23 protein-coding genes and 2 pseudogenes are annotated in these 20,497 nt (G+C 33.5%); 19 read left to right on the top strand and 6 right to left on the bottom strand.

Going from position 1 to position 20,497, the window contains the following annotated elements; all coding sequences use genetic code 11:
* The first annotated feature begins 187 nt into the window (after positions 1-187).
* The 9 genes from MOC86_RS13665 (at position 188) to MOC86_RS13625 (ending at position 5,649) form a co-directional block, all read left to right on the top strand.
* Entirely contained in the window at positions 188-1,372 is a 1,185-nt protein-coding gene (locus tag MOC86_RS13665; RefSeq protein ID WP_268584657.1) for a ParM/StbA family protein, read from the top strand.
* A 4-nt stretch (positions 1,373-1,376) separates the two neighbouring features.
* Positions 1,377-1,781 carry a hypothetical protein gene (locus tag MOC86_RS13660; RefSeq protein WP_268584656.1) on the top strand — a complete coding sequence of 135 codons (405 nt, stop codon included), beginning with the start codon at positions 1,377-1,379 and terminating at the stop codon, positions 1,779-1,781.
* 78 nt (positions 1,782-1,859) lie between these two features.
* The gene (locus MOC86_RS13655) at positions 1,860-2,183 is read left to right on the top strand and encodes a hypothetical protein (RefSeq protein WP_268584655.1); all 324 of its coding nucleotides are present in this window, start codon (positions 1,860-1,862) and stop codon (positions 2,181-2,183) included.
* 4 nt (positions 2,184-2,187) lie between these two features.
* Positions 2,188-2,454, top strand: a complete 267-nt coding sequence (locus MOC86_RS13650; protein WP_268584654.1) for a hypothetical protein — start codon at positions 2,188-2,190, stop codon at positions 2,452-2,454.
* Between the two features lie 212 nt (positions 2,455-2,666).
* Positions 2,667-2,876 carry a hypothetical protein gene (locus tag MOC86_RS13645; protein ID WP_268584653.1) on the top strand — a complete coding sequence of 70 codons (210 nt, stop codon included), beginning with the start codon at positions 2,667-2,669 and terminating at the stop codon, positions 2,874-2,876.
* A 110-nt stretch (positions 2,877-2,986) separates the two neighbouring features.
* A complete protein-coding gene (locus MOC86_RS13640) occupies positions 2,987-3,640 on the top strand; it encodes a hypothetical protein (RefSeq protein ID WP_268584652.1) in 654 nt (217 codons plus the stop codon).
* Positions 3,641-4,079: 439 nt separating this feature from the next.
* The gene (locus MOC86_RS13635; RefSeq protein WP_268584651.1) at positions 4,080-4,238 is read left to right on the top strand and encodes a DUF1540 domain-containing protein; all 159 of its coding nucleotides are present in this window, start codon (positions 4,080-4,082) and stop codon (positions 4,236-4,238) included.
* A 72-nt stretch (positions 4,239-4,310) separates the two neighbouring features.
* A complete protein-coding gene (locus tag MOC86_RS13630) occupies positions 4,311-4,466 on the top strand; it encodes a DUF1540 domain-containing protein (RefSeq protein WP_019392431.1) in 156 nt (51 codons plus the stop codon).
* A gap of 334 nt (positions 4,467-4,800) precedes the next feature.
* The gene (locus tag MOC86_RS13625) at positions 4,801-5,649 is read left to right on the top strand and encodes an isocitrate lyase/PEP mutase family protein (RefSeq protein WP_243519565.1); all 849 of its coding nucleotides are present in this window, start codon (positions 4,801-4,803) and stop codon (positions 5,647-5,649) included.
* A gap of 67 nt (positions 5,650-5,716) precedes the next feature.
* On the opposite strand, the gene MOC86_RS13620 is transcribed toward MOC86_RS13625, so the two are convergent.
* Positions 5,717-6,187 (bottom strand): DinB family protein, encoded by a 471-nt coding sequence (locus MOC86_RS13620; RefSeq protein ID WP_268584650.1) that lies wholly within the window; start codon positions 6,185-6,187, stop codon positions 5,717-5,719.
* Positions 6,188-6,736: 549 nt separating this feature from the next.
* On the opposite strand from MOC86_RS13620, the gene MOC86_RS13615 reads away from it, so the two are divergent.
* The 5 genes and pseudogenes from MOC86_RS13615 (at position 6,737) to MOC86_RS13595 (ending at position 11,313) form a co-directional block, all read left to right on the top strand.
* Positions 6,737-7,846 (top strand): HesA/MoeB/ThiF family protein, encoded by a 1,110-nt coding sequence (locus MOC86_RS13615; protein WP_225985433.1) that lies wholly within the window; start codon positions 6,737-6,739, stop codon positions 7,844-7,846.
* A 23-nt stretch (positions 7,847-7,869) separates the two neighbouring features.
* Complete coding sequence (locus MOC86_RS13610) at positions 7,870-9,102, top strand: MFS transporter (protein WP_268584649.1); 1,233 nt, start codon at positions 7,870-7,872, stop codon at positions 9,100-9,102.
* Positions 9,103-9,498: 396 nt separating this feature from the next.
* Positions 9,499-10,389, top strand: coding sequence for an Rpn family recombination-promoting nuclease/putative transposase (locus MOC86_RS13605; protein ID WP_243519556.1), 891 nt, complete (start codon positions 9,499-9,501; stop codon positions 10,387-10,389).
* A 270-nt stretch (positions 10,390-10,659) separates the two neighbouring features.
* Positions 10,660-11,151, top strand: coding sequence for a DUF2975 domain-containing protein (locus MOC86_RS13600; protein WP_268584648.1), 492 nt, complete (start codon positions 10,660-10,662; stop codon positions 11,149-11,151).
* A gap of 10 nt (positions 11,152-11,161) precedes the next feature.
* Positions 11,162-11,313: pseudogene (locus MOC86_RS13595) on the top strand (helix-turn-helix domain-containing protein).
* A gap of 140 nt (positions 11,314-11,453) precedes the next feature.
* On the opposite strand, the gene MOC86_RS13590 reads toward MOC86_RS13595, so the two are convergent.
* The 3 genes and pseudogenes from MOC86_RS13590 to MOC86_RS13580 all read right to left on the bottom strand — a co-directional run.
* Positions 11,454-11,867 carry a YbaN family protein gene (locus MOC86_RS13590; RefSeq protein WP_268584647.1) on the bottom strand — a complete coding sequence of 138 codons (414 nt, stop codon included), beginning with the start codon at positions 11,865-11,867 and terminating at the stop codon, positions 11,454-11,456.
* Positions 11,868-12,264: 397 nt separating this feature from the next.
* Complete coding sequence (locus tag MOC86_RS13585) at positions 12,265-13,143, bottom strand: aldose 1-epimerase family protein (RefSeq protein ID WP_268584646.1); 879 nt, start codon at positions 13,141-13,143, stop codon at positions 12,265-12,267.
* A gap of 203 nt (positions 13,144-13,346) precedes the next feature.
* Positions 13,347-13,605, bottom strand: a pseudogene (locus MOC86_RS13580) (recombinase family protein); the annotation flags it as partial.
* A gap of 300 nt (positions 13,606-13,905) precedes the next feature.
* Between MOC86_RS13580 and MOC86_RS13575 the strand changes: the two are divergent.
* Positions 13,906-14,463 carry a L,D-transpeptidase gene (locus MOC86_RS13575; RefSeq protein WP_268584645.1) on the top strand — a complete coding sequence of 186 codons (558 nt, stop codon included), beginning with the start codon at positions 13,906-13,908 and terminating at the stop codon, positions 14,461-14,463.
* 386 nt (positions 14,464-14,849) lie between these two features.
* Here the strand turns inward: MOC86_RS13575 and MOC86_RS13570 are convergent, their stop codons facing one another.
* The gene (locus MOC86_RS13570; RefSeq protein ID WP_268584644.1) at positions 14,850-15,611 is read right to left on the bottom strand and encodes an SDR family oxidoreductase; all 762 of its coding nucleotides are present in this window, start codon (positions 15,609-15,611) and stop codon (positions 14,850-14,852) included.
* 373 nt (positions 15,612-15,984) lie between these two features.
* The gene (locus MOC86_RS13565) at positions 15,985-16,266 is read right to left on the bottom strand and encodes an AbrB/MazE/SpoVT family DNA-binding domain-containing protein (protein ID WP_268584643.1); all 282 of its coding nucleotides are present in this window, start codon (positions 16,264-16,266) and stop codon (positions 15,985-15,987) included.
* A 187-nt stretch (positions 16,267-16,453) separates the two neighbouring features.
* Between MOC86_RS13565 and MOC86_RS13560 the strand changes: the two genes are divergently transcribed.
* From MOC86_RS13560 to aldA, 4 genes are all read left to right on the top strand, one after another.
* A complete protein-coding gene (locus MOC86_RS13560) occupies positions 16,454-17,116 on the top strand; it encodes a hypothetical protein (protein ID WP_268584642.1) in 663 nt (220 codons plus the stop codon).
* A gap of 635 nt (positions 17,117-17,751) precedes the next feature.
* Entirely contained in the window at positions 17,752-17,958 is a 207-nt protein-coding gene (locus tag MOC86_RS13555) for a helix-turn-helix transcriptional regulator (RefSeq protein ID WP_268584641.1), read from the top strand.
* Positions 17,958-18,359, top strand: a complete 402-nt coding sequence (locus tag MOC86_RS13550; RefSeq protein WP_268584640.1) for a hypothetical protein — start codon at positions 17,958-17,960, stop codon at positions 18,357-18,359. The genes MOC86_RS13555 and MOC86_RS13550 overlap by 1 nt, the downstream gene beginning before the upstream one ends.
* A gap of 587 nt (positions 18,360-18,946) precedes the next feature.
* Positions 18,947-20,407 (top strand): aldehyde dehydrogenase, encoded by a 1,461-nt coding sequence (gene aldA, locus MOC86_RS13545; RefSeq protein WP_268584639.1) that lies wholly within the window; start codon positions 18,947-18,949, stop codon positions 20,405-20,407.
* Positions 20,408-20,497 lie beyond the last annotated feature (90 nt).

The following is a 20,497-nucleotide window of genomic DNA, read 5'->3' as shown; positions in this document are numbered from 1 at the left end:
ATTATTTTTAATTAAATTAATATAATAAAGATGTTTTAATTATATATTTTATATATAAAAAAATTCATTTTCTTCTCTCATTACTTCGAGTCTCTTTTTGGTTATCATTTTATATAATTATTATTATATTTTTATATAATTTATGATAAAATTGATATAAGATAACAAAAAAGGAGTGGATTTAATAATGAAATTAATCCTTGCGAACGATATTGGAAATGACAAAATGAAAATTCTTGAACCAGGAATGGAACAAGTAGTGAAAATTCCGAGTGCTTATAAGCGAATTAACCGAAAACCTTCCGTTCATGAGAATGACATAAAAAAGAACGTAACGAACCTCATTGATCAATTACTTGTACATATTTCGAGCTTATCTATTCGTCGTGATGGTTTATATATGATTGGAGAACGAGCAATTCAAACGACAGAAGGCGTAAGTAACATGGATATCGCCGTTCATGAAAAGCATAGTAGTGATTTACCTTTAATTAATACGTTAGGTTATGCTGCAGCAAGAGCTGTACAGAAACAATATGAAGAAGAAGGGGAACTTCCTCAATCATTAAAAGTGGAAGTCGGCATGAGTAGCGCCATTCCAGCGAGTCAACATAATGTGGAGACAGCGAAGCAATTAGAAGAACGTTTTATGGATACTTCTCATGTAGTGATTGTGTATGTCGGTCAAGAGCAAGTAACGGTAGAGCTAAACTTCTCACAAGTAAAGGTGACGAAGGAGGGAATTCCAGCGTTATACGCCATCTTTGAAGCGCCAAATGATATGTTTCAAGAGTTTTGTAAAGAATATGGAATGAAGGGTATTGATGGTTCTTACTTTATGAACTCGAAGATTATGCATATTGATATTGGAAGTGGCACAACGGAGTATATTTATTCCGTAGGAGTGAATCCACAACCAGAACAATGTACAGGAGAAAGACGAGGAGTGGGACATGCGGTAGAAGAAGCGATTCAATTAATGAAAGAAGAACGTAAAGGTCTTAATATTAATCGTCAGCAATTTGCGAAATACATTGAGCGACCAGATGAGTATCCAAAGGATCATGATTTAGCTGTTCATTACTTGCGTGAGGCTCGTATCAATCAAGTGGATTTCATCCTGGAAGATGTAGAACGTAAATATACGACAACACTCTCTAGTGAACCGGAATATCTAGCTTGCTATGGTGGAGGTTCTATTGAGTTTAAAGAAGATATATATAAGTATCTAAAAGAATTTGCAGATTCCGTAGATGCAAAAGTCCTTTGGATCCCCGCACAATATGCAGTTGATATGAACGTGAAAGGATTAGATATCTTAAATCGCAACATGCTATTTACAGAAGAATATGAAGAAACTGTGGTGATGTAAGCATATGACGAATGAAAAGAAGAGAAAAACACAGTACAATTGGAAGTTTAAAAGCAACGAGACCGATGAGTTTTATGAATGGTTTGAAAATCAGGATAATATTGCGCTTTCTTTACGTAAGATTGTGTACCATATGATTGAGTTGTATGGAACGGAGAGCGTTTTAAATCATCATGTCGATAAAGAAATGAGTCGAGATATGTTTATTTTAGAAGCGCTTAGAGGAAAAGAGGCCTTAACGGTAAAGGAGAGTATCCTTTCGGTAGGATCTCCAGGTGAAATTTCGTCTATGCCTGAGAAGCCGTCTTCCTCTGTACGAGATGAACGTCGTGTAAGTGAAGAAACGAATAAACCAGAAGCTAAAAGTAAAGTTAATTATCAAAAGGTTAACCCGAAATCAATTTTTTGATGAATTTTAAGGAATATAGTATAGCCCTCACATTATGTGAGGGCTATTTTTTATAAGGGGATAAGATGAAAAAGTTGAATGAATAAAGTGGAGAAGAATTTAATTTTAAGTCTAGAAAAAGTCCATTCAAGGGTAGACATACTGATTAAAGTCTTGTGTCATGTACGTGGTAAGGGCGAAATACTTAACTTTAAATTAGGAAGTCTTAGCCCTTGCTTTATATCAAAACTGATGGAAGCAGAAAGCGTGGATGTTGCGGGAAATGAAGTGAAAATAGAGGGAGAAGAGTCACAAGATAAACTCATTCAGACAATCTCTACCGGTCAAACAAAAACGCCTACGAGTCCGGAAAAGTCATCTCAAAATAGGCAAGCTTACAAGTTATTAGTGGATGACATTTAACAAAATGAAAATAAAATATTATAAAATTTCTATTGCAATTGAGGTGGAAAATCAGAGAGCTTTAGGAAAAGAAATCGGCGAATTTAAAGCCGATAGGGAGTATCAAATAGATATAAAAAAAGTTGAAACAGAAACTCAAAATTTGCTAAAGGAGGATAAGATTTGGATGAAAGAAGAGGGCATTAATTTCTATAAAGAAGAGAAGAAACTATTGAAGGAAAAGCTCAGAAAGTTAAACGAAAAAGAGAAAAATTTAGTCCCTACTCGTTAAAACCCAGGGGACGTTGAAGGGACGTAAGGGGGCCACTGAGGGGACCTCATCATAATTTGAGGGGACGCCGAGGGGACGTTAAGCGCTTTTCTTTGATATCACCGTTTTACTAGGCTTCGCCTAGTCTATCACCCTATGTGATAGCAAAAACCCCTTATGCTCTTCTATCTTTTCGAATGTAGAGCACTGAATGTTGAGAGAAGAGGAATGGAATGGAGATTAAAGTGAGAAATATAGGTCTAGTTGAGGTGAAAAAGATTGATGAAATGGCAAAAGAAAAAAGAATATCACAACAAGAATTTTTGGAATACAGATTGAAATCCTGGCTTTCTTTTCATAAACAAATGACTCGAAAATATAATCTGGAAAAGCTCATTAATAAGAATATTCAGTGGAAAAAGATTAGTGATTTGGAAATTTAATAAATACATAGAATAATAACTTTTTTCTGTTGTTTTTTGGATTTCGGCACTATTCAATTGTATATAAGGGTATATATACTAGACATATATATATAGAAGGAGGGAGAACGATGGCTCAAAAAATTAGTTTAACTGGCCGTCCGACTAGCTCAATTCAAGACTATGGTAAGTATCTAGCTTTTGATATGGAGGAAAAGGGAAGTCCAAATGCACCCAAAGGAATTCCTTTTCAAAGTAATGCGATTACATACACCGTTGTGTTGAGCCTAAAACAATTTAATAAATTAAATATAACCCAAGAGGAATTTTCTCAACGGCGTTTCGTTGTTCAAGGAGAACCTTGTTTTGATATTCCGTTTGAGCAATGCACAGGTGAGATCGGCGTTATCTGTATGCAGATACAAGAAATTGAGGACAAAGCAAAAGAGAAGAAACAAATACCGAAAAAGGGTTCAAGGGCTCAAAAATCGGTAGAAAGTAAACATCAAGAAGAGAGTACAAAAGTGAAAGTGAAAAAGCCTCTTCTTGTTCCAAAGGGGACCAAGGATTGGATGTCTTTAGATGATATTAAGGTCCCAGAATCCTTTCTTCAATTTACTCCAGGGATAGCGAAACAAAAGGCAGTAGAGGAAAGCATTGAGAAGAATGGAACGGTAGATAAACCGATTATTATTAATCCAGAAACACATGAGCTTCTGGATAGTTATAGCCGTTATTATGTCGCAAAAAAGAAGAATTTAGATCGTGTCCCTGTACATTATTAGAAGAAGTTTCTATATTTATTGAGTGCATAAAACATTTGGTTTTTATGCACTCTTTTTGTGTTGGAGAACGAAGAAGAGCTTGCTAACTCAACGATGTATAGAATCTTTTATAAGAAGAGAAAGGAAATATTATAAGTTTTTTTGAAGGCCAAGAAGTTAGAAAAGTCCCAACTTTCCTAACGAACAACATGTTAACTAAGTTTCTATAGGGGGTACAGTTAAAAATAGAAAAACTTTCCGTGAGGTAGAGAGTTTTCTGTTACATATGAAGATATTAAAGATGATAATTTATGTTACGTACCTTGAGTAGTTCGTTCAAAAGGCCACAGAGTATCCATTTATATAAATCAAGTTTTTATATTAAAAAGGTTTTTTGTTAGGTGAGTAGAAATAACTTTTAATAAACCAATTATATGAGATTTGAAGGGAGGTGAATATGATGGCAACTGGTGTATTGTGTGAGGTAGATACCTGTAAGAATTGGGAGAATGGAAACAAATGCAGTGCTGATTTCATTTACGTTGTAAATCTTGAGGGGAAACAAACATCTGAAGCCGAAGAAACAGGCTGTAAAACTTTTGAACCTTGTGATTCATAAAAAAACTATATAGAAGATTAGTATCAACAATCCACAATTTGTTAATCATAACAAAGTAGGAGGTGTAATATTATGGCTCAAGATGTTCTTTGTGAAGTAAACAACTGTAAGTACTGGGGACAAGGGAATAAATGTAAGGCTGACGCTATTTATGTAGTAAGTCATAAAGGCAAACAAGCATCCAACAGTGAAGAAACGGATTGCAAAACATTTGTACCAGAAGCTTAATAAATAAGGGTAACCATCTTCCATATGGTTGCCCTTATTAATGATTATTAATATTATTGATAATAATAATCATTTTCATACATAATTATTTCATTTTTAAATAATAAGTGATGTGCTTCTTCTACTTTTTCTTCTAAGTATTCAAGTTAATAATTAACTAATGGAGCTGCTAAGTTACCAAGTGTTCGTGAAAGGTTATCTAGGACTATTTTTGATGTAGGACAGTTTGTTTATTTGCAATAAATTGTGTGTTCAGAGTTATTTTTCATTTTATTTTATAATTCTTAATATAACGATAGGTACTATATCGAATAACAAGGGAGAGGAATTTTGCATGGATACTCAAATTCGATTTGAAAAGTTTCAGAAGTTTAAAGAGCTTCATCAGCAACCTTCTACTTTTGTATTACCCAATGCATGGGATGCTATGAGTGCGAGAGTTTATCAGGAGGAAGGTTTTCAAGCGATTGGTACTACGAGTGCAGGAATCTCAATCTCGTTAGGCTATCCTGATGGGGAAAATATCCCTTTTGAAATGATGTTAAGTGTCTTCAAGCTAATTGTTAACTCCGTAAATGTACCTGTAAGTGCAGATATAGAAGGAGGATATGGAATAAGTAGTGAAGAATTAACTGAGAAAATTAAACAGATCATTCTAACAGGGGTAGTAGCAATTAACATTGAGGATGGAACAGGGGACTCTCACAACCCTATAACAGATCTTTCTCTACAGCTAGAGAAAATAGGGATAATTAAGGAAATCTCTCAATCTATGAATATGCCCTTATTTATTAATGCACGAACAGATTTATATTGGTTAAATGTTGGTAATCCTAATGAACGATTAAAATCCACTATTAAGAGGACAAGAGCTTATCAAGAAGCAGGAGCTGATTGCGTATTTATCCCTGGATTGAGAGGTATAGATTCTATTAACACACTTAGACAGGAGATTTCGTGTCCTATTAATCTACTAGCTGAATCTGGTTCCCCATCATTAGAAGAGTTATCTAATATTGGTATTGAAAGAGTAAGCTGTGGTTCTGCCCCTTTTAGGGCAACAGTGACCCTGTTAAAAAAGATTAGTCGTCACATTATGAAGGACAGTAACCTTGAATACATGAATGAGGGTACAATTTCATATAAGGAATTAGCTAATAGAATGGAATTTAATCAAAATTAAATATAAGTTATCTAATAGTTATGATATAGGAAAATCTCTATAACTAAAGTTATAGAGATTTTCTTGGTCAATCCCAAATTTTAGGTCTAGGAACGTCCATTGTTCTAAGGTAATCTAAAAGTTGGCCAGTATGAACAGCTTCATGATAAGCAATACGCATTAACATATCGCCTAATGAACGTATGTATCCCTCATCAGAACGGTCAATCTTAATATTCTCTAAATCTCCACTAGAGAAAAATTGAAGACTATTTATAAATTCTCTGTGATAAGGTTCCGCAAAATCTAATTCATCTTTAATTGAAATAAAAGGACGTTTATCAAAGGGGGAATCAAAGTTTTCAATACTAGCCTTATTTTTAATAGCTAAACAATAATAATGCTCTGCTTCTAGCACATGACGTACCATTTCTATACACGTCATGGCCTCTTCATCAGGCTTCCAATTAAGTTTTTCCTCAGGAATTGCGTTCCACACAATTTCACTTCTTCTTCTTGTTTCTTTGAGATTAAACTCTAGAAAATCAATTGTATTCACTATACTTCTCCCTTTCCTAGATAATATGTTCATAATTAATATTACTAGAAATTTTAAATTAATTACAGGGATGGATTATCATAGGGTTATCTTTATATAAAAAATAAGTATTTATTTATAAATACTATAATAATAGGTGGATTGATTACAAATTTTAACACTTTAGTTTTATGTTTTTTAAAAAAGTTATTGTAATTTTCTTTTTATCATAATAAAATGAACTTAATTTCAAATATATGGAGGTGTTACATATGTCAGTTAAAGTTAAAAAAACTAGCAAAAAAGCTGCTGTCCTTTATAGCTTCCCAGGCTAATGTCATTTTTAGTCTGAATTTACAGAATAATTAGAATTTTAACCTTTGTGTATCTTCTTAATTTGGAGGTGTGCTATATGTCGGTTAAAGTTAAAAAAACTAGCAAAAAAGCTGCTGTTCTTTACAGCTTCCCAGGCTAATAATTACTTAATACTCAAACTTCAAGAATGGGGAACTATCATTAAGATAGTTCCTTATTTATTAAGTTTATAATAGAATGGAGGATACCAATAAGATGATTAAACCTAAATTTAAAGAAACAATTCCAGTCTTTTTTGTAAACAATGAAATACATATTGGTGAAGAAGACGGAGTAGCAGGTGTCATTGAGGATCCAAATGGCAGTATTCAATATCTTATCTCATTAATTGATGGAGAAAATACTATTGAAACTATTATTGAAAAAGTTATTTTAAAGTACCCTGATATCACGGCTGAGGAAGTGCAGGGGGCTATTCAATCATTAAATGAAGAAAAGTACTTAGAAGACAATGCTATTACTCCAACTCTAATGGGTGAATATGAAAAAGAGCGATATAAAGCAAATCTTAATTTCTTCTCATTGTTTACATCTCTAGAAGACAGCAAATTTGATATTCAAGAAAAGGTTATGAATACTAAAATTGCTTTACTAGGTGTAGGTGGATTAGGAAGCCAAATTCTTTATCATCTAGCAGCATTAGGGTTCCATAATATAACGGCCCTAGATTTTGATACTTTAGAATTAAGTAATTTTAATCGTCAGTTATTATATTCTGAAGAAAACATCGACGAATTGAAAATTGAGATGGCAAAGAAAAGAATATCTAAATTTAATCCTAATGTGAAATTAGATATTGTAAACAAGCGTATAGAGTGTGCTGAGGATGTTATGAATCATATTCAAGATAGCGAATATGTTATTTGTGTAGCTGACAAACCTACTCTATATATTCAGGATTGGGTAAATGAGGCTGTAGTTAAGTTAGGTAAACCTTTAGTTTCTGGGGGAGTACTAAATACGAGAGGGAGATTTTATTCAATTATTCCAGGGAAAACAGGTTGTGTAGAATGTCATAAACACACAGTTATAGCTAGTGACGAGAAAGTTAATGATCAGCTTAATAATATGAATCAAGTAAACTTCCAAAGAAATAATGCAGCTATTAGTCCTAATGTAGCTATGTTAGCTGGTGCTATGGTCAATGAATTTTTAGGACTTGTCACAGGAATTAAACATCCTACTTCTCTAGGAAAGATGATGGAACTGAATTTCCTCACTTATCAAACCTATCCTATTTCTGAATGGGAAAAACAAGAAGAGTGTTCAGTTTGCAACTCAACATCAGTAACAGCTACTTCGTAATCTGATGTGAGAAGGGAGTACGTATGAAATCTTATCAAGTATTGAAGAATAGAAATTTCTTATGGTTATTTTTGAGTGCCACAACTAGTAAGTTGGGCACTTCCGTTTTTCAAGTGGCTTTGCCTTTATTAGTTTATGAATTAACTAAATCCCCTAGTTTAATGGCTTTAACATTTGTTCTCGAAATAACCCCTCAAGTTCTCTTTAGTTTGATGGGGGGAGCTTTTGCTGATCGAATAAGTAAGAGAAACATTTTACTTATAGGAGAGATTATATCCAGTGTTTTAATAGTAATCATACCACTTGCATCACTGGCAAATTCTTTAGAAGTATGGATAGTTTATGTTGTAGCTTTTTGTTTATCATCAGTTAGTGCCTTTTATCATCCAAGTTTTGAATCTGTAGTGCCAGAGATTTTAAAAGGGGAAAACTTAATTCAAGGTAATTCACTATTTAAACTATCCGAAACGATCACCACGTTTATAGGCCCTTCTATAGCTGGTGTATTAATAGCTGTAATTGGAATACATAATTTATTATATTTAAATTTTGTTACCTATCTTCTTTCCGCCATATTTATTGGCTTTATAAATGAGAAGTATAAAAGTAGTCCTTCAAGTTCTTCGATCATTTCTTCTATTAAAGAAGGAATTAACTATGTCCTTAAAACGAAGAAGATATTAATAGGTACCATTTTTATTTTTATGGTCAACCTTGGCTATGGTGCAATGGAGTCTTTATTCATGTTTTATTTAAAGGATTCTTTAAAATTATCATCGCAATATGTTGGGTTAATCTTCTCATTACAGACACTAGGCTCATTTTTAGCAATTTATCTAGCTAATAAATTAAATAAGATGCCTAGAGGCAATATTATTATTATAGCAGGGCTGATAATAGGAATAGGACAGGTAGCTTTAACTATGTCTCAAGGAATCGTAATTCTCCTTATTATGTGCCGAATAGTCATAATTGGTTCCGTAACCATTTTATCTATTAATTGGTTTACTTTGCGACAAGAGGTAGTCCCACCTTCTCTACTTGGGCGCGTTATTAGTTCTACTCGTATGTTGGCTTTCTTAGCCCTTCCTTTCGGAGGAATGGTATCAGGTATAATTGCTGAATACATGGATGTAGCTTTGATATTTACTTTCGCTGGGGTCCTTACCTTTATTTTATCGCTAATAGGACTTAAAACGGCATTATTTCAACGGCAACACCATGTCCCTCGAGAGGTAACTAGTAAAACAGATTGACTATAATATTTAATGCAGAATTTTCACTTATTGATACTTATTCCAACTTGTTATATTATTAATTAGTATCAATTCTTGAAGTTTGAATATTGAGTAAGCAAACAGCCAACCATGTCATCTATAACATGATTGGCTGTTTGTCTTTTTTTTATGAAGCAAAAAAGGGAAATATTTGGAGAGGTATTTCCATAGTCATATAGTTGTTGTTATGGAGCCAGAAATATTAAAGGATGCTTATAAGCAATTACATTGGTCTCAACTTTTTCCTACATAAATTCAAAATTTATATATCTTAAGTACTTATTTATGGAATAAACTATCTGCAAAAGTATACTTAAGAGGAAAAAGCAAAACTCATGTTATACTAAAAGAAAAGAAGAAATCACGGAGGATATAATGACAAAGCGATTAGATTTACGTGTCGATTTTGCCTTTAAATCTCTTTTTGGGACTCATGGAAATGAATCCATTTTAGCTGCTTTTTTAAATGCAGCTCTACGTTTACCAGAAGAAAAGAAAATTACGACCGTTCACTTATTAGATCCACATTTTAATAAAGAAAACCAGGAAGATAAACGATCCATTCTTGATGTTCATGCTCAACTAGAAGATGGAACCCGTATAAACATTGAAATTCAATTGAATAATAAACATGATATGGAAAAAAGAACGCTTTACTATTGGTCTAAGATGTATAGCAGTCAGATGAAGGAAGGGATGGATTATGGTGAGCTGTGCCAAACGATTACCATTAACATTGTAAACTTCCGTTATTTGTCTCATATCAATCATTATCATTCAATCTTTCAGTTATATGAGCGTGAAGAAAGATTGTTACTAACGGACATGTTAGAAATTCATTTTATGGAACTTCCTAAACTGCTTATTAAGTGGCGTAGAAAAGAAGTCGATCCACGAGAAGATCAATTAGTAAGATGGTTATTATTACTTGAAGCATCGGAAGATGAAGAAATCACTCAAGTACTGGAGGAGATTGCGATGCAAGAAGATCAAGTATTAAAGAAAGCAATAGATGAATGGGAACGTGTTAGTCAAGATCCAGAAGTCCTACTGGCTTATGAAGCGAGAAGAAAGGCCTTATTGGATGAAAAATCTGCATTGAAACGAGCTGAGAGCAGAGGAAAAGAAAAAGGTAGAGAAGAAGGAAGAAAGGAAACCATTAAAAATATGGCTCTCGGCATGATTCATAAAGGGATAGACAATGAAACGATAAGTGACCTTACAGGTCTTACCCAAGAAGAAATTAATGCTCTCCGTCATCAATAAGTTTAACTACAAAAAGGCAGCGTCTTCAAGGCGCTGCCTTTTTGTATAGAGTCACTTAATGGAGTAAGGCTTATTGAGCTAACAAAGCAGGTTAGTTGAACAAATCATAGAGCATTTCTTTTTAATAAGAAATACTTTTTATCTTTATATAAAATTAATAATATATAATCATTAGCAATAAAAAATAAATAATAAGCAATAATTATTTATTGTAATTCAATAAATTCTTTGTTAGAATCACACTAGAAATAAAATGAATGAGGTGCTTTTATGAAACAAAGTTCAACACTCTTTTTAAAGATAGCTGTTTTTATTATCGGAATTCCAGTTCTTGCTTTGTGTATATTTTGGTTGCCTTGGATAGCCACTAAAGATGCAGCAGCACATCCAGAGACTGCTTACTTGCAGTATCCCTTTTTAATAGGTTCATATATAACAGTAACATCGTTTTTCCTTGCCTTGTATCAGTCCTTAAAACTTTTAAGCTATATTGATCAGAATAAAGTTTTCTCGGAATTATCTGTTAGAGCTTTGAAGAAGTATATAAAATACTGTGCAATCACTATCAGCACCTTAATTGTAGTAGGAATAATATCTGGATTTATATTGATTGCGGGTGAAGGTGAAGACATAACAGGTTTTATAAGCTTGGGATTAATGCTCACTTTTGCTTCAATGGTAATTGCGGTCTTTGCTGCTGTTCTTCAAAAACTTTTACAAAAAGTTATCGATATAAAATCAGAGAATGATTTAATAGTCTGAAGTGGCTGACATGACAATTATAATCAATGTCGATGTGATGTTGGCGAAAAGGAAAATGAGCGTAAGAGAACTTTCGGAGAGGTGGCTAATCTTTCTATATTGAAAAATGGAAAGGCGAAAGCAATTCGATTAGCCACTTTAGAGGTGATTTGTAAGGTTTGAGAATGTCAGCTTGGTGATATTTTAAAAATATAAAAGTGATGAAGACACTCAGGAATAAAAATCGGTATGATTTAAATTTAAGAAACTACATGACTTTATTAAAATAAAAAGGAGAGTATTATCAAACTCTCCTGTACTTCTTATCCAAACTCTTTTACAATTTCATCTTGTTTTAATTTAATAGTCTTGATTTTCTTTATAAAATAGTAATGTTTGTAGAGGGCAAGTATCAGTAGAAGGATTTGAATCGGAAGTATGTTCACATAAAACACGGAAAATATAATAAAAGCATCAGCAATCAAGTTAATACGAATTTTCTCTTTACGTGTCATACCTGTTTTTTTATAAAATCTTATAACATATTTTTTATAGAATGAGGTTTTTTGAAACCAATTTTCAATTCGTTTGGAACTTTTAGCAAAGCAAAAAGAAGCGAATAAAAGGAATGGACCACCTGGTAAAACAGGTAGTATAATCCCGGCAATCCCGATTCCTAAGGCTATGAAGCCGAGAAGAAAAAATAGGATACTTTTTATATTTTTGATGATAATCACCTTACTTTGTATTAATCTGTAGATCTCCCCAATAAAAATATACCTAATTTTATATTAGTATCGACACAGGTTCTAATGCAAGTATTATAGTTTGGAAATAGGGAAGTCTGGTTTTATTTGAATAACTAATTTACGAAGCAGTTCCAAACAGTTATTAATACATAAGTATCGACTAAATTAATCAAAAAGCCGTGTTCAGAAAGTAGTGATTTTCAGAACACAGCCTTTTGATAAAGTATTTGGTTTTGGCTTAAAAACTTCAACATATCTATAAGTAATCTCAAAAGGACATGCATGACTAGTATGAAAAAAGAAAACTTACTCAAACGGAAACAATATCACCTTGATATTATGTTATTAACCGTTATCATAACTTGATGGCTGTGTGGCAGTACGCTTATTTAAACTTCATCTCATACTCAGCCTGAAATGTTTTTCCAACCTCAAGCCTATTCACTCCAAATTTCTCCTTCATGTTTCCTGATGTATCATGTGTGTCGGCAATGCCGTACCAAGGCTCAATGCAAACAAATGGCGCCATAGTACCATCTGTCTCGATATATTTTGACCATATCCCCACAAATGGGAAACCATTAAATGCTACTTCTACTTCATGACTTGATTTATTAGATGCCAGTATGATGTTATCAATATTACTGTAAATAACAGCATCATTTTTAAATAGAGAAGCAGTAAGAGAAATTGAGGCAATATCGTTAGCAGTTCCTTTCTCATGAATAAGAGCATCTTTTAACTCATATTGAAGTACAGTCTTATTTGGAGCAGGAGTGAACTCTAGTCTGTAGTCCTCAATCGCTTCATTATCTAAAAGTGGAATTTTAAACGCAGGATGTGCCCCAATAGAAAAGTACATCTCTTCCTTACTATCGTTTTCTATTTTCCAGCGTACAATAAGGGAATCCTCGTTAAGTATATAATAAATAGTGGCTTTGAATTCGTAAGGATAAATATGTAGAAAACGTCCAGCAGACTTAAACACAAAAGAAACCTGTTCTGTTGTATGATTATCTACATCGAATTCAACATCACGTAGGAAGCCATGCTGTGGCAAATTATAAGTTTGACCATCGATTTGATACTGATCTTCCTTTAAACGTCCTACAATTGGAAATAATACTGGAGAGACACGTCCCCAGTAGGCACTGTCCCCTGTCCACATATAGTCTAACTCATTTTTCTTATGTTCAACTTTACGTACTTCTGCACCTTTATTTTCTATACCTACCTTTAACCAATCATTTTCAATTAAAATCATCGTCTTATATCCCTCATCTCTCTGGTCTGGAATGTCTTATTCTCATTACACTGAAAGACTCTTTTACAATAGGTAAGAGTTCATAATTTATCTTAAATCGTATTAACCTTAAATGTCTACATATTAATAGATTTCACAGATGCTTATTCACAAACTATACAGGAAGTTATGGAACAAAGGCCTCTTTTACGAGTTTCTTCTTATTATATAAGTTTCTTGCTAAAAGTATCCTCATGTTCCTTTACTAATTTATAAAAGGTTGTCTTTTTAACATTTGCTTCTTTCACGGCTTGAACAGCTGTAATCTCCTCCTTTTCGCAGACGTTTCTGAATAAAATCCCGTTCCTCTTGGGCCATCCAAGAAAGGATTTGAAGAACTAAGTCTGCAATAAAGGTTCCCAAACTATTCTTATATTGAGTGGTATCTAACAACGACATATCTAAAACTATAATGTCGGCCTTTTCTCATGATATCTATGGGTTTGGGGTAGGAAAATATAGGTGAAAAAATTCCTGCTCAATCTTTATAAAAAGAAGATAAGTTTTTGCATTTACCCAATATTAAAGTGAAAATGGCTGCCAAAAAATAAATAAAGGTGATGAGAAAGCATCTTTTCTTTATAAAAAACACTTTATTGCTACAGAATATTATAGATAATTTGTATAAACTATGAAATATATGTAATTTTTTACTGTATTGTTATAAAATACAGTTAGAATTTATAGATTTTTATAAAAATAGATAAAAGGGGAACAGTTGCTATGAAGAAGATATTCATTAAAACCATGACAATTTTAGCTTTACTCGTATTTCTAGTAGGTGGAATGGCGACAGGAAAAACGGAGGCAGCAAGTAACACGGCAAATCAGGACCTCATTATTATTAACAAGTACTATAATAAACTAGCGTATTATCATAATGGATACCTTGAAATGGTGGTGCCTGTTGCAACAGGGAAGACGTGGGATAAAACACCGGTTGGATTTTTCAAAGTTGTTAATAAAATTAAGAATCGACCATATTACACAGGAAAGATTCCTGGGGGATATCCTCGAAATCCATTAGGAAAACGTTGGTTAGGAATCAACGCCAATGGAACCTATGGTGATACATACGGGATCCATGGAAATAACAATGAAAGCAGTATTGGAAAATATGTGAGTCAAGGATGCGTTCGAATGCATAATGCCGATGTAGAAAAGCTTTATGATAAAGTTCAAGTGGGAACGCCCGTTAATATCACATACTCTTACCGAAGTTTTGAGGAGTTAACAAAAGTCTATGGTTATAACTTCAAAGGATATAACACGAAGAATTAATAAATACTTGAATGATCCACTCTTCAAGAGTGGATCATTTTTTGTTGATAAAAAAGATAGAAGCAATGAAAAATACGTATTTGTCACGTTGAAATAAAATTTAATCTTAAACAATAGCACCAGTTAGTTTAATAAGTAGCTTTCATAAAGGTTATGTTCATTCATTGTTATTCATCGTTGTCCACGTCTCATATAGTTCATCCCTAGTCTCATTAGGAAGCTAAGTGTATGTGTATGTTTTATCAATTGTAATAAAAAGAAAGCTCTGCTGTTTAGGCAGAGCTTTCTTAATTAGAAGAAGTATTCAAGAAATAACTAAGGTTAAGTCATAAAAAGCTTTAGCCCTTATAGGACTTAGAGCTCAACATGGGTAGTTCCTTTAATTATTATAGAATTGTGTTTTTCATATTGGAGTACATCTCCCTTACTGACTCATCAATTTCATCACGGGACATCCTCATCGCTTTTTCAGCACGCGCGTATCCAATCTCGTTTTGTCCTGCCTTAAGACCTTTAAATACCGCATCTGCAAATTCATCTACAGGGGTACCAAATGTATGCAGTCCTACTCCGCCTAAATCGGTATTAACTGCGGGTGGCGCAACTTCAATCACCTCAATGGCTGTATCTTCAAGCTGATGCCGTAAGCTCATCGTAAATGAATGAACTGCTGCTTTCGTGGCTGAATAAATCGGCGCAATCGCCATTGGAGTAAAGGCTAAACCGGATGATAAATTAAGGATAGCTGCATAGTCTTTATTGGCAAAAAACGGTGCAAATAGCATACAAAAGTGGAATGGCGCCTCGGTGTTGGAGGTTATTTCTTGACTGTAATAGTTCCAATCATCCTTCGCGTTCGTTTTAAGAACATGGTAGCGCTGTTGAATGCCTGCGTTGTTTACCAATACGTTTAAATCAGGATGCTCGCTTGTTACCCAATCGAACAAAGCAATCCGGTCCGATACTTTGGTCACATCACAAACTCGTGTGATTAGTTCAGGATATTTTTCCTTTGCTTTCTGGAGCTTTGCTTCGCTTCTACCGCAGACAATGACTTTATTGCCTCCTTTTATAAATCTCTCGGTAAATGCAAACCCTATTCCTGCTGCCCCGCCCGTAATTAATACTGTATTCCCTGATAGTTTCATCATATCCCTCTTTCATTAAATGTAATTCCAAATAAATAGTTGAACCTTATTATATTTCCCTAACATATGTTTAAAATATTACCTTTGCCTCTTCTTACATCAAATCCCTAATACTCTTCTTTTAATAGTTGAAAATTCGAAGACATAAATTAACAATCCTTATTGAGCTAACCTGCTTCTATAGTTTAAAAAGAAAAGCCTAAATTTAGATCAGTTCATCTTTTTGGTAAACAGTTAAACTCCATTTCAAACCAACAGTATTAAAATAGACCTGAATTTTGCATTTAGGAATCCCCACGAAACAAAAGATAAATGCAAAATTCGGGCCTATCATCACATCTGTATATACTCATTTATACTTGGCATTCATCTTTTAGACGTAAACGTCGATTTCCCCTACCTCTTTAGAAAGAATCTCTATTCCTTCTCGACTCAGTACTACTTTTCCATTTGCTAATACCATATTGTCTTCGGATATTTTCCCTGTAATCATACATGCTTTATGGTACTGATATTTTCTTAAGATGATTTGATTCTCGTCTACGAAGATTTCTAAAGGATCATTCTTCTCAATAGCCAGATTTTCTCTTAGCGCCTTTGGTAAGACCACACGTCCTAATTGATCAACTTTCCTTACAATCCCTGTACTTTTCACTTTATCAACACCTCTTTCCCTTTGATTTCTTTATTGTAGCAAATATAGAAAAATATTAATAATATAGTAATTCCATAGAATTATGGGTAAATTATCTTTTTCTGTTGTTTTTTTTGAACCTCACCTCTGTTCAAGGGTATATAAGGATATATATACTAGACATATAGAGAGAGAAGGAGGAAGAACGATGGCTCATAAAATTAGTGTAACTGGCTGTCCGACGAGCTCAATTCAAGACTATGGGAAGTACTTGGCTTTTGATATGGAAGAAAAGGGAAGTCCTAATGCACCAAAAGGGATTCCGTTTAAAAGTAATCCGATTACCTATACCGTTGTACTGAGTCTAAAACAATTTAACAAATTAAATATAAGCCAGGAGGAATTTTCTCAACGATGCTTCCTTGTACAAGGAGAGCCTTGTTTGGATATTCCGTTTGAACAATGTACAGGTGAGATTGGCGTTATCTGTATGCAGATACAAGAAATCGAGGACAAAGGAAAAGAGACAAAACAACCGAAACAAACACCAAAAAAGGGTTCAAGAGCTAAAAAACAAGAGGGAAGTCAACCTCAAGAAGAAAGTAAACAAGAGAAAGAGAAAAGGCAGATTCTTGTTCCAAAGGGGACGAGGGAATGGATGTCCTTAGGGGAAATTAAGGTTCCGGAAGCCTTTCTTCAATTTACCCCAGGGGTGGCAAAACAAAAGGTAGTAGAAGAGAGTATTGAGAAGACTGGAACGGTAGATAAACCAATTGTTATTAATCCAGATACACACGAACTTGTAGATAGTTATAGTCGTTATTTTGTAGCCAAGAAAAAGAATTTAGAACGTGTCCCTGTGCATTATTAGAGATTTTATTTTCATTCTTTATAAGAAGAATTAAAATAAAATAGATCCAAATGAGTATGGAATACAGATTAACATATGCTAATTAAAGAAGGTGAGGCCTATGAGTAATTCATCCAAATTAACTTTTTTAGGATTTTTTATATTTTTTCCTATTACTTTTTTATTAGCAAACTTGATTTGGAGATTTTTTATAAAGAGTGAAAATTTTATAAATGTTGTAACTAGTAGTTTATCCATTCTAGGTATATATTATATTTTAGCAAGCATAGTTTTTGCAGTTATGAAAGTTAGAGACATTAACCTAAAAGATATTTGATAACATTTAATAAAAAGGAGGGCATAAAACCTAGGATTTGTATGCCCTCTTTTTGTATTGGAGAAGGGAAGAAAGCTTGCTAGCTCAACGATGTATAAAAACTTGCATAAAGGGGAAAAAAGAGAAGTTCTAGAATCCTTGGAGGAAAAGGGTTCTGGAACTTCTCCACTTCCCCTAAGGTGGATTATGTTAACTAAAGTTGTATAGAGTATTCATTTTTGTATACAGTTAAATGTAAAATAAATTTGACATTTATCATTTTTTACCATATAATCTAAATGTAAAACTTATTTTACATTATGGGGTTGAGTTGATATAGATGATTAATCGAATCAAAGAACTAAGAAAATTAAAAAAGCTCTCTCAAGAGGATTTAGCCAATGCTTGCGAAGTATCCAGGCAAACGATAAATGCTATTGAAAATAATAAGTACGATCCTAGCTTAGCTCTAGCTTTTTGCCTAGCAGAAATATTAGGAGTAAGTGTAGATGAATTATTTTCTTACCAAAACAGGAGGGATTTATAATGACAAGAAATCGAAAGAATAATATAGTTGGAGGCATAATCTTAGCTATGCTTTCCTTATTTTTACTTACAATGTATACGACAGATTTTATAACTGGAACCAAATTAAATGTAAATCATGTAATAGGAATGGTTTTAGTAGTCATAGCATGGTTTCAGTTCATTACTTGGGGTTCTGATAAAAAGGTACAGAAGGATGAAATGGGGAAAAAGATAGCTACAAATAGTGCTAAAGTGAGTTATTACATCCTAACTATAAGTCTTTTTTTACTTTGGATTTTAGATCGGATGATTTTTTTAAGAAAAAATGATTTTGGAAATATATCTTTGTTTGCAGCTTTATGTCTTTCTTTAGTTGTATTTCCAGTTGTCCAATTTTTTTCAGCTAGACGTTATAAATAATTTGAGAAAGCCTTGAATTTGAAGAATTCAAGGCTTTTTATTTCCGATAAAAAAGATTATGGTAACTAATTTTGCTGATAGTTAAGAGTAATAATTTTCAGAAAAGTTAAATTATTAAATTGACAAATATATCAAATTAGTGTTTAAATGGCATTATAAAGTGTATCAGGTCATATGATGACTAGATGTTCAGTGAATAAAAGGAAAGGTGGTTATTAAGTTATATATCCTTATTCTACCGTGTTATGAGAATTTTGAGTTATAGGTTAATAGTTTCGCCAAACTTCTAGAGTACATTTCCTTCATATCCAAATGTATGGTCATATAGGGGAGAAATAAGTGGAAATGAAATGATAACGGTTACAAAAAAGTGTGTTTTTTGTTGATATGGTAAAGCCCATAGCTATATAAGGGTGCATATAGCCATATATGATTGAGAGAGTTAGTATTGTCAGAACTAGTTTACTCACTTGTTCATTATATTGGAATGAATTAGTATCACGAAAATTATGGATTAGGGTTACACAGTCTTTATTAAACAGAACGAAATTAGGATATATTCATTCACAGTCGAGGGGAGAAGATTTATGGAGATTACTACTAAAAAGTACCAAATGTTCATAGATGGAGAATTTGTTAATTCTAGTTCACTAGAGACAATAAATGTTGTTAATCCAGCAACAGAGGAAATTATCTCAGAGATTCAAAGGGGAACCATAGGGGATGTACGATCGGCAATTGATTCTGCTAAGAAAGCACAGAAAAGATGGGGGAAACTCCCTGCCATTGAAAGGGGGAATTACTTACAGGAAATTTCCAAAGAGATACGTGAGAATGTAGATGTTTTAGCACATACGATATCAGAAGAAATGGGAAAAACGTTATCTCTAGCTAAAACGGAGGTGAACTTTACAGCAGATTACATTGATTACATGGCTGGGTGGGCAAGACGCTATGAAGGGGAAATTGTTCAAAGTGATCGTCCAAATGAACAGATTTTTGTTCATAAAGAACCTATTGGAGTTATCGCTGGTATTTTACCATGGAATTTTCCATTTTTCCTAATTGCTCGTAAAGCAGCTCCTGCTCTAGTCACAGGTAATACTATTGTCTTAAAGCCAAGTGATTTATCACCTAATAATGCATTAGAGTTTGCAAAAATTATTAAAAAGGTTGGTCTGCCTAAAGGTGTTATTAATATTGTGACCGGTAGTGGACGTACGGTTGGTCAAGAATTAGTGAAAAATGAAAAGATAGGTATGGTTAGTTTAACAGGAAGTTATAATGCTGGGGCTGCTGTTATGCGTGCTGCGGCAGAAAATATTACGAAAGTATCTTTGGAATTAGGAGGAAAGGCTCCTGCTATTGTTATGGATGATGCTGATCTTGATTTGGCGGTACGTTCAATTGTCGCTTCTCGTATTATTAACACAGGGCAAGTATGTAACTGCACAGAACGTGTTTATGTTCATGAAAACATCGCTGAAGAGTTTATCATAAGAGTAACAAAAGCAATGAAAGAAATAAGATATGGTGACCCTTTAGTTGATGAAAATATTGATATGGGACCTCTTTCTAGTAAAGATGCTCTTGAATCTGTAGAGAAAATGGTCCAAGAAGCAGTAGCTAATGGGGCCAAGTTACTGACAGGTGGTAAGCGTTCCACGAGAGAAAAAGGGTACTTCTATGAACCAACTGTACTTGTGAATGTAAATAATGATATGGATATTATGCAACAAGAAATCTTTGGTCCAGTTCTCCCTATTGCAACCTTTAAGGATTTAGACCATGCACTAAAGTTGGCAAATGATTGTGAATTTGGCTTAACGTCCTCTATCTTTACCCAAAACCTTGATGTAACTATGCGTGCAAGTAAGGAATTAGAATTTGGGGAGACATATGTCAATCGTGAAAATTTTGAAGCAATACAAGGTTTCCATGCCGGATGGAAAAAATCGGGTATTGGTGGTGCTGACGGAAAACATGGACTAGATGAGTACTTGCAAACTCATGTTATGTATCTTCAATATAACCAAGAGAAGAAGTAATGTTTTTATTGAGGTATTCAAAGAGTATTTAACTTAGAAAATCATAAAGGTCTTCTTCATCTTCGAAAAAATCACGGTCTCCCAAATCCT

Source organism: Priestia endophytica (assembly GCF_026790145.1).
In the GTDB taxonomy this organism is placed as follows: Bacteria; Bacillota; Bacilli; order Bacillales; family Bacillaceae_H; genus Bacillus_I; species Bacillus_I endophytica_A.
Note: the sequence above shows the minus strand (reverse complement) of the source record. Positions and strands in the feature narration are given on the sequence as shown.

Coding starts and splice junctions, on each gene's coding strand:
- MOC86_RS13665 (WP_268584657.1), top strand. CDS start 188: ATGAAATTAATCCTTGCGAACGATATTGGAAATGACAAAATGAAAATT.
- MOC86_RS13660 (WP_268584656.1), top strand. CDS start 1,377: ATGACGAATGAAAAGAAGAGAAAAACACAGTACAATTGGAAGTTTAAA.
- MOC86_RS13655 (WP_268584655.1), top strand. CDS start 1,860: ATGAATAAAGTGGAGAAGAATTTAATTTTAAGTCTAGAAAAAGTCCAT.
- MOC86_RS13650 (WP_268584654.1), top strand. CDS start 2,188: ATGAAAATAAAATATTATAAAATTTCTATTGCAATTGAGGTGGAAAAT.
- MOC86_RS13645 (WP_268584653.1), top strand. CDS start 2,667: ATGGAGATTAAAGTGAGAAATATAGGTCTAGTTGAGGTGAAAAAGATT.
- MOC86_RS13640 (WP_268584652.1), top strand. CDS start 2,987: ATGGCTCAAAAAATTAGTTTAACTGGCCGTCCGACTAGCTCAATTCAA.
- MOC86_RS13635 (WP_268584651.1), top strand. CDS start 4,080: ATGGCAACTGGTGTATTGTGTGAGGTAGATACCTGTAAGAATTGGGAG.
- MOC86_RS13630 (WP_019392431.1), top strand. CDS start 4,311: ATGGCTCAAGATGTTCTTTGTGAAGTAAACAACTGTAAGTACTGGGGA.
- MOC86_RS13625 (WP_243519565.1), top strand. CDS start 4,801: ATGGATACTCAAATTCGATTTGAAAAGTTTCAGAAGTTTAAAGAGCTT.
- MOC86_RS13615 (WP_225985433.1), top strand. CDS start 6,737: ATGATTAAACCTAAATTTAAAGAAACAATTCCAGTCTTTTTTGTAAAC.
- MOC86_RS13610 (WP_268584649.1), top strand. CDS start 7,870: ATGAAATCTTATCAAGTATTGAAGAATAGAAATTTCTTATGGTTATTT.
- MOC86_RS13605 (WP_243519556.1), top strand. CDS start 9,499: ATGACAAAGCGATTAGATTTACGTGTCGATTTTGCCTTTAAATCTCTT.
- MOC86_RS13600 (WP_268584648.1), top strand. CDS start 10,660: ATGAAACAAAGTTCAACACTCTTTTTAAAGATAGCTGTTTTTATTATC.
- MOC86_RS13585 (WP_268584646.1), bottom strand. CDS start 13,143: ATGATTTTAATTGAAAATGATTGGTTAAAGGTAGGTATAGAAAATAAA.
- MOC86_RS13575 (WP_268584645.1), top strand. CDS start 13,906: ATGAAGAAGATATTCATTAAAACCATGACAATTTTAGCTTTACTCGTA.
- MOC86_RS13570 (WP_268584644.1), bottom strand. CDS start 15,611: ATGAAACTATCAGGGAATACAGTATTAATTACGGGCGGGGCAGCAGGA.
- MOC86_RS13560 (WP_268584642.1), top strand. CDS start 16,454: ATGGCTCATAAAATTAGTGTAACTGGCTGTCCGACGAGCTCAATTCAA.
- MOC86_RS13555 (WP_268584641.1), top strand. CDS start 17,752: ATGATTAATCGAATCAAAGAACTAAGAAAATTAAAAAAGCTCTCTCAA.
- MOC86_RS13550 (WP_268584640.1), top strand. CDS start 17,958: ATGACAAGAAATCGAAAGAATAATATAGTTGGAGGCATAATCTTAGCT.
- aldA (WP_268584639.1), top strand. CDS start 18,947: ATGGAGATTACTACTAAAAAGTACCAAATGTTCATAGATGGAGAATTT.